Raw genomic sequence first — 7,509 nt, 5'->3', positions numbered from 1 at the left:
TTTTTTGTTATTTTAATTATACAGGATATTCTCTTTTTTTTGTACCCTTGGTCTCACATCAATTGTATCATAACAATAGAGATATGTAATTTATTATTAAATTACTTGTAAATTTTAAAAATTTATGTTATAATAATTAAAAATATTCTTTTAAAGGAAGAGTGGGTTGTCCCACTCTTTCGTTTTAGTTTAATTAATGGTCGAAAGGAGAAAATTTTGAAAAGAGAAAATGAATTATTAAAAACTATTGAAGAAACTTTTAAAAATGTTTTTTTAGAAAATGGGATTTATTTTGTTTATGCAGAATATGTAAAAGAACCGAAAGGAAATGTTCTAAGAATTTTTATTGACAAAGACGGAGGTGTTGATTTAGATTCTTGCGAATTTGCCAGTAATTTAGTTAGTGATTGGTTAGATGAGGTTGACCCGATAGATGATTCATATTTTTTAGAAGTTTCATCTCCCGGAGCTGAAAGAGAAATAAAAGATGATGAGCAATTAGAAACTTTTATTGGAAAAAAAGTTCTAGTTAAATGTTATAAAAAAATAAATGGTGAAAAAGAATTTATTGGATATTTAAAATCTTTTGATGAGGAAAGTTTAACTTTAGAAAATGGAAAATCAAGCATTAATTTTTCTAGAAAAGATATTGCAATAATAAAATCACAAATTGAAATTTAAGGAGAAGATGATGAAAGGAACAACAGATTTTTTAAGGGCATTAGATGAAATTGAACGTGAAAAAGGTGTTTCTAAAGAAATAATATTTGATTCTTTAGAAAAAGCACTTTTAAAAAGCTATGAAAAGAACTTCGGAGAACATGAAAATGTAAAGATTAATATTAACAGAACAAATGGTAAAGTTGAACTTTTTGCTGTTAAAACGGTTGTAGAAGTTGTTGAGGATAATATAACAGAGATTTCTTTAGATGATGCAAAAGCTATAAGTACAAAATATGCACTTGGTGATGAAGTTTCCATAAAACTTAAAACTATGGATTTTGGTAGAGTTGCAGCACAAACTGCTAGAAATATCGTTATTCAAAAGATTAAAGATGCTGAAAGAGAAGTAATATATAATGATTTCCAAGATAAAGAAAGAGAACTTATTTCGGGACAAATACAAAGAATTGACAGAAATAACTTGTTCATAGATTTAGGAAAATTAGAGGCTATTGTAACTCCTGCTGAACAAATAAAAAATGAAGTTTATAGAGTAGGAGAAAGATTAAAATTTTACGTTAAGGAAGTAAAAAACACAACTAAAGGTGCTCAAGTATTACTTTCAAGAGCCGATACAAATTTTGTTTTAAGACTATTTGAGTTAGAAGTTCCGGAAATTTTAGATGGAACTGTTGAGATTCAATCAATAGCAAGAGAACCGGGAAGTAGAACGAAAATTTCTGTTTTCTCTAAAAATGATGATGTTGACCCAGTTGGAGCTTGTGTTGGCTACAAGAGGTCAAGAGTTAGTTCAATCATTAAAGAGCTAAAAGGAGAAAAAATAGATATTATCGTTTATAGTAAAAATGTAAAAGAGTATTTATCTAATGCTCTTAGTCCATCAGATGTAATTGCTGTATTCACGAATGAAACTGAAAATAGAGCAAGAATAATCGTTCCGGATTCACAATTATCATTAGCTATCGGTAAAGAAGGTCAAAACGCAAGACTTGCAGCTAAACTTACAAACTGGAGAATAGACATTAAAGGTCTGGAAAGATACAAAGAAGATATTGAAAATGGTGTAATAGAACCTAATTTTGATGGAGAGCAGGAATTTATAAATAATGGTTTTGAATTATAGGTGATTGTATGAAAGTTAAAAAAGTTCCTATGAGAAAATGTGTTGCTTGTGGAGAACAAAGAGAAAAAAAAGATTTATTGAGAATTGTAAATAATAAAGAAGAAGGAATTTTATTTGATACAACCGGAAAGAAAAATGGCAGAGGTGCTTATATTTGTATTTCTAGTAAATGTGTCGATAAAGCTAAGAAAAATAAGAGATTAAGTGTAGCATTAGAATCAGAGATTAGTAGTGATTTTTATGAAGAATTGAAAAAATATGTGGATTCTATTGAATAGCAAAGGGGTGCTAGTATGAGTAAAGTTAGAGTACATGAACTTGCAAAAGGTTTAAATCTTCAAAGCAAGGAATTGATTAATATAATTAGTGGATTAGGTGTAGAGGTTAAGAGCCATATGTCTATTCTTGAGGGAAAAGATTTAGAAACAGTTATTGGACATTTTAGAAAAATGGAAAATAAAAAGAATGAAAATATAAAAAATGAATCTTCAAAAGAAGAAAAGAAAGTTGATAAATCTGAAAAATTAGAAGATAAGAAAAATAATTTTAAGGATAACAAAAACTTCAATAAAGATAAAAAAGAAGGCTTTAATAGAGATAATAAGCCTTTTAATAAAGATAGAAAAGAAGGTTTTAACAAAGACAACAGAAACTCAAATAGAGATTCAAAAGATGGATTCAATAAAGATAATAGAAACTTTAATAAAGACAAAAAAGAAGGTTTTAATAGAGATAATAGACCTTTTAATAAAGATAGAAAAGAAGGTTTTAATAAAGACAATAGAAACTCAAATAGAGATTCAAAAGATGGATTCAATAAAGACAATAGAAACTTTAATAAAGACAAAAAAGAAGGTTTTAATAGAGATAATAAGCCTTTTAACAAAGATAAGAAACCGGGATTTAATAAAGATAATAAAAACTTTAATAAAGACGGTAGAAATTCAAAAGATGGATTTAATAAAGATAGAAATTTCGGAAAAGATAAAAAAGATTTTGGAAGAAAATTTGATGATAGAAAGAAAGACTTTTTAGATGATGTTGTAGAAGTAGTTGACCCAGCTATCGAAAAAAGAGATGCTAGAAAAACTCATTTACAAGGTCAGGAAAAAAATAAAAAGAATAAATCATTAAATGAACATAAAATGAGAGAAGATAGAAATCCAAATCTTATTTTAAAACCGGCCAAAAAGAAAAATAAAGCTAACCATAAAACTAAGAGCGATAGCGATTTAGAATTTGAAAGTAAGGTAGAAAATGTTGGAGAAATTAAAATTCCAGAAAGTATTACTGTAAAAGACTTTTCAGAAAGCTTAGGAGTAAATAGTGCTCAAGTTATTTCAAAATTAATTGCTCTTGGAATAATGGCAGGATTGAATCAAGAAATTGATTTTGACTGTGCAAGTTTAATTGCTGAAGAATTTGGAAAGACAGTTGTTTTAGAAACACCGGAAATTACTGATGAAAATGAAATTTTATCTTTAGATTATGAAGATAAAGCAGAAGACTTAGTTACTAGACCACCGGTTGTAACTGTAATGGGGCATGTTGACCATGGTAAAACTTCTCTACTAGACTATATTAGAAAATCTAAAGTAACAAGTCAAGAAGCTGGTGGTATTACCCAACATATTGGTGCTTATACTGTAAATATTAATAGTAATAAAATTGTATTTTTAGATACTCCGGGACACGAAGCATTTACTGCTATGCGTTCAAGAGGAGCAAAAGTTACAGATATTTCTATTCTTGTTGTTGCAGCCGATGACGGGGTTATGCCACAAACTATTGAGGCCATTAACCACTCAAAAGCAGCAGGAGTTCCAATTATCGTTGCTATAAATAAAATAGATAAAGACGGTGCAAATCCTGAAAGAGTTAAAACAGAACTTGCTGATAATGGATTATTACCTGAAGATTGGGGTGGCGATGTAATTACAATGCCTGTATCAGCTAAAACAGGTGAAGGAATTGATGATTTACTTGAAATGGTACTTATGGTTGCCGAAGTTGAAGAATTAAAAGCAAATCCAAATAGAATGGCTATTGGTACTGTAATTGAAGCACAACTTGATAAAGGTAGAGGTCCTGTTGCTACAATATTAGTACAAAAGGGAACTCTTAATTCAGGAGATATGGTTATTTCAGGTACGTCAACCGGTAGAATCAGAGCTATGTTTGATGATAAAGGAAAGAAAATTAAAAAAGCATCTCCTTCAATGCCTGCTGTTATATTAGGACTTTCAGAAGTTCCGGAAGCAGGAAGTTTCATTTATGCAGTTAAAGACGAAAAAACTGCAAGAGGATATGCTCAAAGAATTATAAATGTTCAAAAAGAAAATATGATTGCATCCGGAAATAAAGTTTCTCTTGATGATTTATTTAATAAAATTCAAGACGGTAACTTAAAAGAAATTAAAATTATTGTTAAGACAGATGTTAGAGGAACAGTTGATGCAGTTAAAAACTCTCTTGAAAAATTAAGTAACGAAGAAGTTAAAGTTAATATAATTCACGGTGCAGTTGGTGGAATTAATGAATCAGATGTAATGCTTGCAGCTGCAAGTAATGCAATAATAATCGGATTTAATGTAAGACCTTCACAAGGAGCTATTGACTTATCAAGACATGAAAATGTTGATGTAAGAACATATAGAGTAATTTACGATGCTATTGAGGACATTAAATTAGCTGTAAAGGGAATGTTGGCTCCAACTTTTGTTGAAGAAGTTATCGGTAGAGCTGAAGTTAGAGCAACATTTAAAGTTCCTGGAATTGGTACTGTTGCAGGGGTTTATGTACTAAATGGTAAGGTAACAAGAAATGCAAAAGTAAGACTTCTTAGAGATGGAATAATTTTACATGAGGGTGAAATTTCATCATTAAAGAGATTTAAAGATGATGCTAAAGAACTTTTAACTGGATATGAAGGTGGACTTGGAATCGCAAATTATAACGATTTAAAAGAATCAGATATAATTGAAGTATACATTGATAAGGAAGTTGAAAGATAGAGGTTTTTTATGAATGCAAAAAGACTTGGAAGAATAGAATCTGAAATAAATAGAGTTTTATCAGATGCTATTTACAATGGAATAAAGGATAATAGAATAAATCCGTCAATTACAAATATAACTAAAGTTAGCGTAACAAATGATTTAGGCATTTGTTACGTTAGCATAAGTGTTTTTGGAGATGAAAAAGTTAAGGAAAGAACTATAAAAGGACTTGAAAATGCAACAGGGTATATGAAAAAAAGAATTTCTGAAACTTTAGATTTAAGACATACTCCTAAATTAATTTTTAAACTTGATGAATCTTTTGAAAAAGGTGTTTTAATGAATGAATTAATTATAAAAGTTTCAAAAGAAGATAGAGAAAAGAGGAAAATTTATGGAAATGTTGATGACGAAGAAGAATAATACTCCAAAAGAAATTTTAGATTTGATAAAATCTTCAGAAAAAATTGGAGTAATTTCTCACAAAAATCCTGACGGAGATAATATTGGCTCTACAATAGCAACAGTTCTTGGAATTAGAGAAAATTTAAATAAAAATATATTTGGAATTAAAGTAGATTATTTTCCAAAAGATTTGATGTTTTTAGACACTCTTAAAAATATCGAAGAAATTGATGAACAAGATTTAGATTTATTAATTTACGTTGACTGTGGAGGAGTTGATAGACCCGGAGATATAGGAGAAGTTTTTAGAAAAAGAGCTAAAAAAACTATAAATATTGACCACCACAAGACAAACGAACACTTTGCAGATTTTAATTATGTATTTCCAAATATGAGTTCAACTTGTGAGATAGTATTTAATTTGTTTAGAGAATTTAATTTTGAAATCTCAAAAGAGGTTGCAGATGCTTTATTGGTTGGAATAAATACAGATACTTATAGATTTTTATATCAATCATCAGGAGCATCAACTTTGAGAGTTTGTGCTGAGCTTTATGACTTAGGAGCAGACAAAGATTTCATTTACCAACAACTTTATCAAAATAAAAATTTTGAAGTTGAAATGTTTAAAAATAAATTAATAAATAGAGCAAAATTATTTTTTAATAATAAAGTTGCAATAATCGGAATGTTTAAAGCAGATTTTGAAGGAACGGATTTAACAATGGACATGGTTGATGACATTGTGAACTATTATAGAGATATAAATGGTTTTGAAGTTTCTGTACTATTTAAAGAACTTGAGGTTAACTTATTCAAAGGCAGTGTTAGAAGTAAAGAATTTGTTGACGTTTCAAAAATTTGCAAATACTTTAACGGTGGTGGACATACAAGGTCATCAGGTTGTGTTATAGAGGGAGATTTCGATTTTGCTGTTAATTCATTTTTAGAAAAATTAAAAAGTGAGTATCCTAATGAATTTTAACGGAATATTAAATGTATATAAACCGAAAGGATTTACAAGTAGAGATATTTTAAATATAGTTAGAAAAATTTATAAAACAAAGAAAGTTGGACACGCAGGAACTCTTGACCCTAATGCAACCGGAGTTTTGCCCATTGCTATTGGAAGTGCAACAAAACTTGTTGATTATATTCAAACTATGGGAAAGAGTTATATTGGAGAAATGGCTTTAGGAATAAATACCGATACTTTGGATATATGGGGTAAAAGTATTGAGTCTAAAGAAATTTCTTTAGATAAAAATAAATTTTTTGAAGTTATAAAAAAATATGATAATAAAAAAATTATGCAATTACCACCGATGTATTCTGCTTTAAAGAAAGACGGAAAAAGATTATATGAATACGCAAGAGCAGGAATAGAAGTTGAAAGAGAAGAAAGAGAAGTAGAAATATATTCTTTAATAATTCTTAACTTTTATGATAATAAAATACGTTTTGAAGTTAGTTGTTCAAAAGGAACATATATTCGTACTTTATTTAATGATATTGCATCAGATACAAATAATTTATCATATATGAGCTCTCTTTGTAGAAATAAATACGGAATGTTTAAGATTGAAGATTCATATTCATTGGAAAGGCTTAAAACTTTTAACGAAGATGAACTTCAAAAAACTTTAACAAAGATAGAAGATATTTTTCAATATGAAAGAATAGATTTTGATAAAAAATATTTCAAACACATTTCAAATGGACTTAGAAAGACTTTTGATATAGATAGAGAGGGAGTTTTTAAAATCTATTGCAACAATATTTTTATTGGAATTGGGGAACTAATTTCAGCAGAAGATAAAAAACTTTTAAAAATGAAAAATATATTTTATAAATCAAACGAATAATCAAGGCTGTGAATTTTCACAGCTTTTTTTATTCTCATTCAATGCGAAGTTCTGTGTAATGGTGAGGTTCTTCTTACATAATTTCTATTAATTTTCTATTTAGTTTTGAGATAGGGAGTCCTACTATATTAAAATAATCACCTTTTATGTATTTTATTAGTAGATTTCCTTTGTCTTGTATTCCATAGCTACCGGCTTTGTCAAATGGGTTTTCTGATTTAATATAATCTTCAATTAATTCTTTTTGTGTAGAATCTAGGTCATAAAAAGTTACAAAACTCTTTTCTGAAAATGTATGAAATTGTCCTTTAAAATATATTGTAACAGATGTTTGTACGATATGTTCTTTTCCGGATAAATCCCATATTGTAAAATTAAATTAGCCAGTAAGAATAGAAAAAAACATCTCAAAGAGGTATAATAGTAATTGACA

The 7,509-nt window shown here is 28.4% G+C and carries 8 protein-coding genes; 7 read left to right on the top strand and 1 reads right to left on the bottom strand.

The window, feature by feature from the left end; all coding sequences use genetic code 11:
- Positions 1-216: 216 nt before the first annotated feature.
- The 7 genes from IBJ83_RS08140 to truB are packed head-to-tail and all read left to right on the top strand — an operon-like array spanning position 217 to position 7,076.
- Positions 217-681: a ribosome maturation factor RimP gene (locus IBJ83_RS08140; protein ID WP_201276056.1), complete on the top strand. Its 465-nt coding sequence runs from the start codon at positions 217-219 to the stop codon at positions 679-681.
- Between the two features lie 10 nt (positions 682-691).
- On the top strand, positions 692-1,807 hold the full coding sequence (nusA, locus tag IBJ83_RS08135) for a transcription termination factor NusA (RefSeq protein ID WP_068472304.1): 1,116 nt from the start codon (positions 692-694) through the stop codon (positions 1,805-1,807).
- An 8-nt stretch (positions 1,808-1,815) separates the two neighbouring features.
- Positions 1,816-2,085 (top strand): RNase P modulator RnpM, encoded by a 270-nt coding sequence (gene rnpM, locus IBJ83_RS08130; protein ID WP_068472306.1) that lies wholly within the window; start codon positions 1,816-1,818, stop codon positions 2,083-2,085.
- Between the two features lie 15 nt (positions 2,086-2,100).
- Entirely contained in the window at positions 2,101-4,821 is a 2,721-nt protein-coding gene (gene infB, locus IBJ83_RS08125; RefSeq protein ID WP_156435977.1) for a translation initiation factor IF-2, read from the top strand.
- A 9-nt stretch (positions 4,822-4,830) separates the two neighbouring features.
- Entirely contained in the window at positions 4,831-5,229 is a 399-nt protein-coding gene (gene rbfA / locus IBJ83_RS08120) for a 30S ribosome-binding factor RbfA (RefSeq protein ID WP_068472308.1), read from the top strand.
- Entirely contained in the window at positions 5,201-6,196 is a 996-nt protein-coding gene (locus IBJ83_RS08115; protein WP_201276055.1) for a DHH family phosphoesterase, read from the top strand. Before rbfA ends, IBJ83_RS08115 begins: the two co-directional genes overlap by 29 nt.
- Positions 6,186-7,076, top strand: coding sequence for a tRNA pseudouridine(55) synthase TruB (gene truB / locus IBJ83_RS08110; RefSeq protein WP_201276054.1), 891 nt, complete (start codon positions 6,186-6,188; stop codon positions 7,074-7,076). The genes IBJ83_RS08115 and truB overlap by 11 nt, the downstream gene beginning before the upstream one ends.
- A gap of 73 nt (positions 7,077-7,149) precedes the next feature.
- Here the strand turns inward: truB and IBJ83_RS08105 are convergent, their stop codons facing one another.
- The gene (locus IBJ83_RS08105) at positions 7,150-7,443 is read right to left on the bottom strand and encodes a Maf family protein (RefSeq protein ID WP_201276057.1); all 294 of its coding nucleotides are present in this window, start codon (positions 7,441-7,443) and stop codon (positions 7,150-7,152) included.
- Positions 7,444-7,509 lie beyond the last annotated feature (66 nt).

Source organism: Parvimonas parva (genome assembly GCF_016552165.1).
GTDB classification, from domain to species: domain Bacteria; phylum Bacillota; class Clostridia; order Tissierellales; family Peptoniphilaceae; genus Parvimonas; species Parvimonas parva.
Note: the sequence above shows the minus strand (reverse complement) of the source record. Positions and strands in the feature narration are given on the sequence as shown.

Coding starts and splice junctions, on each gene's coding strand:
- nusA (WP_068472304.1), top strand. CDS start 692: ATGAAAGGAACAACAGATTTTTTAAGGGCATTAGATGAAATTGAACGT.
- rnpM (WP_068472306.1), top strand. CDS start 1,816: ATGAAAGTTAAAAAAGTTCCTATGAGAAAATGTGTTGCTTGTGGAGAA.
- infB (WP_156435977.1), top strand. CDS start 2,101: ATGAGTAAAGTTAGAGTACATGAACTTGCAAAAGGTTTAAATCTTCAA.
- rbfA (WP_068472308.1), top strand. CDS start 4,831: ATGAATGCAAAAAGACTTGGAAGAATAGAATCTGAAATAAATAGAGTT.
- IBJ83_RS08115 (WP_201276055.1), top strand. CDS start 5,201: ATGGAAATGTTGATGACGAAGAAGAATAATACTCCAAAAGAAATTTTA.
- truB (WP_201276054.1), top strand. CDS start 6,186: ATGAATTTTAACGGAATATTAAATGTATATAAACCGAAAGGATTTACA.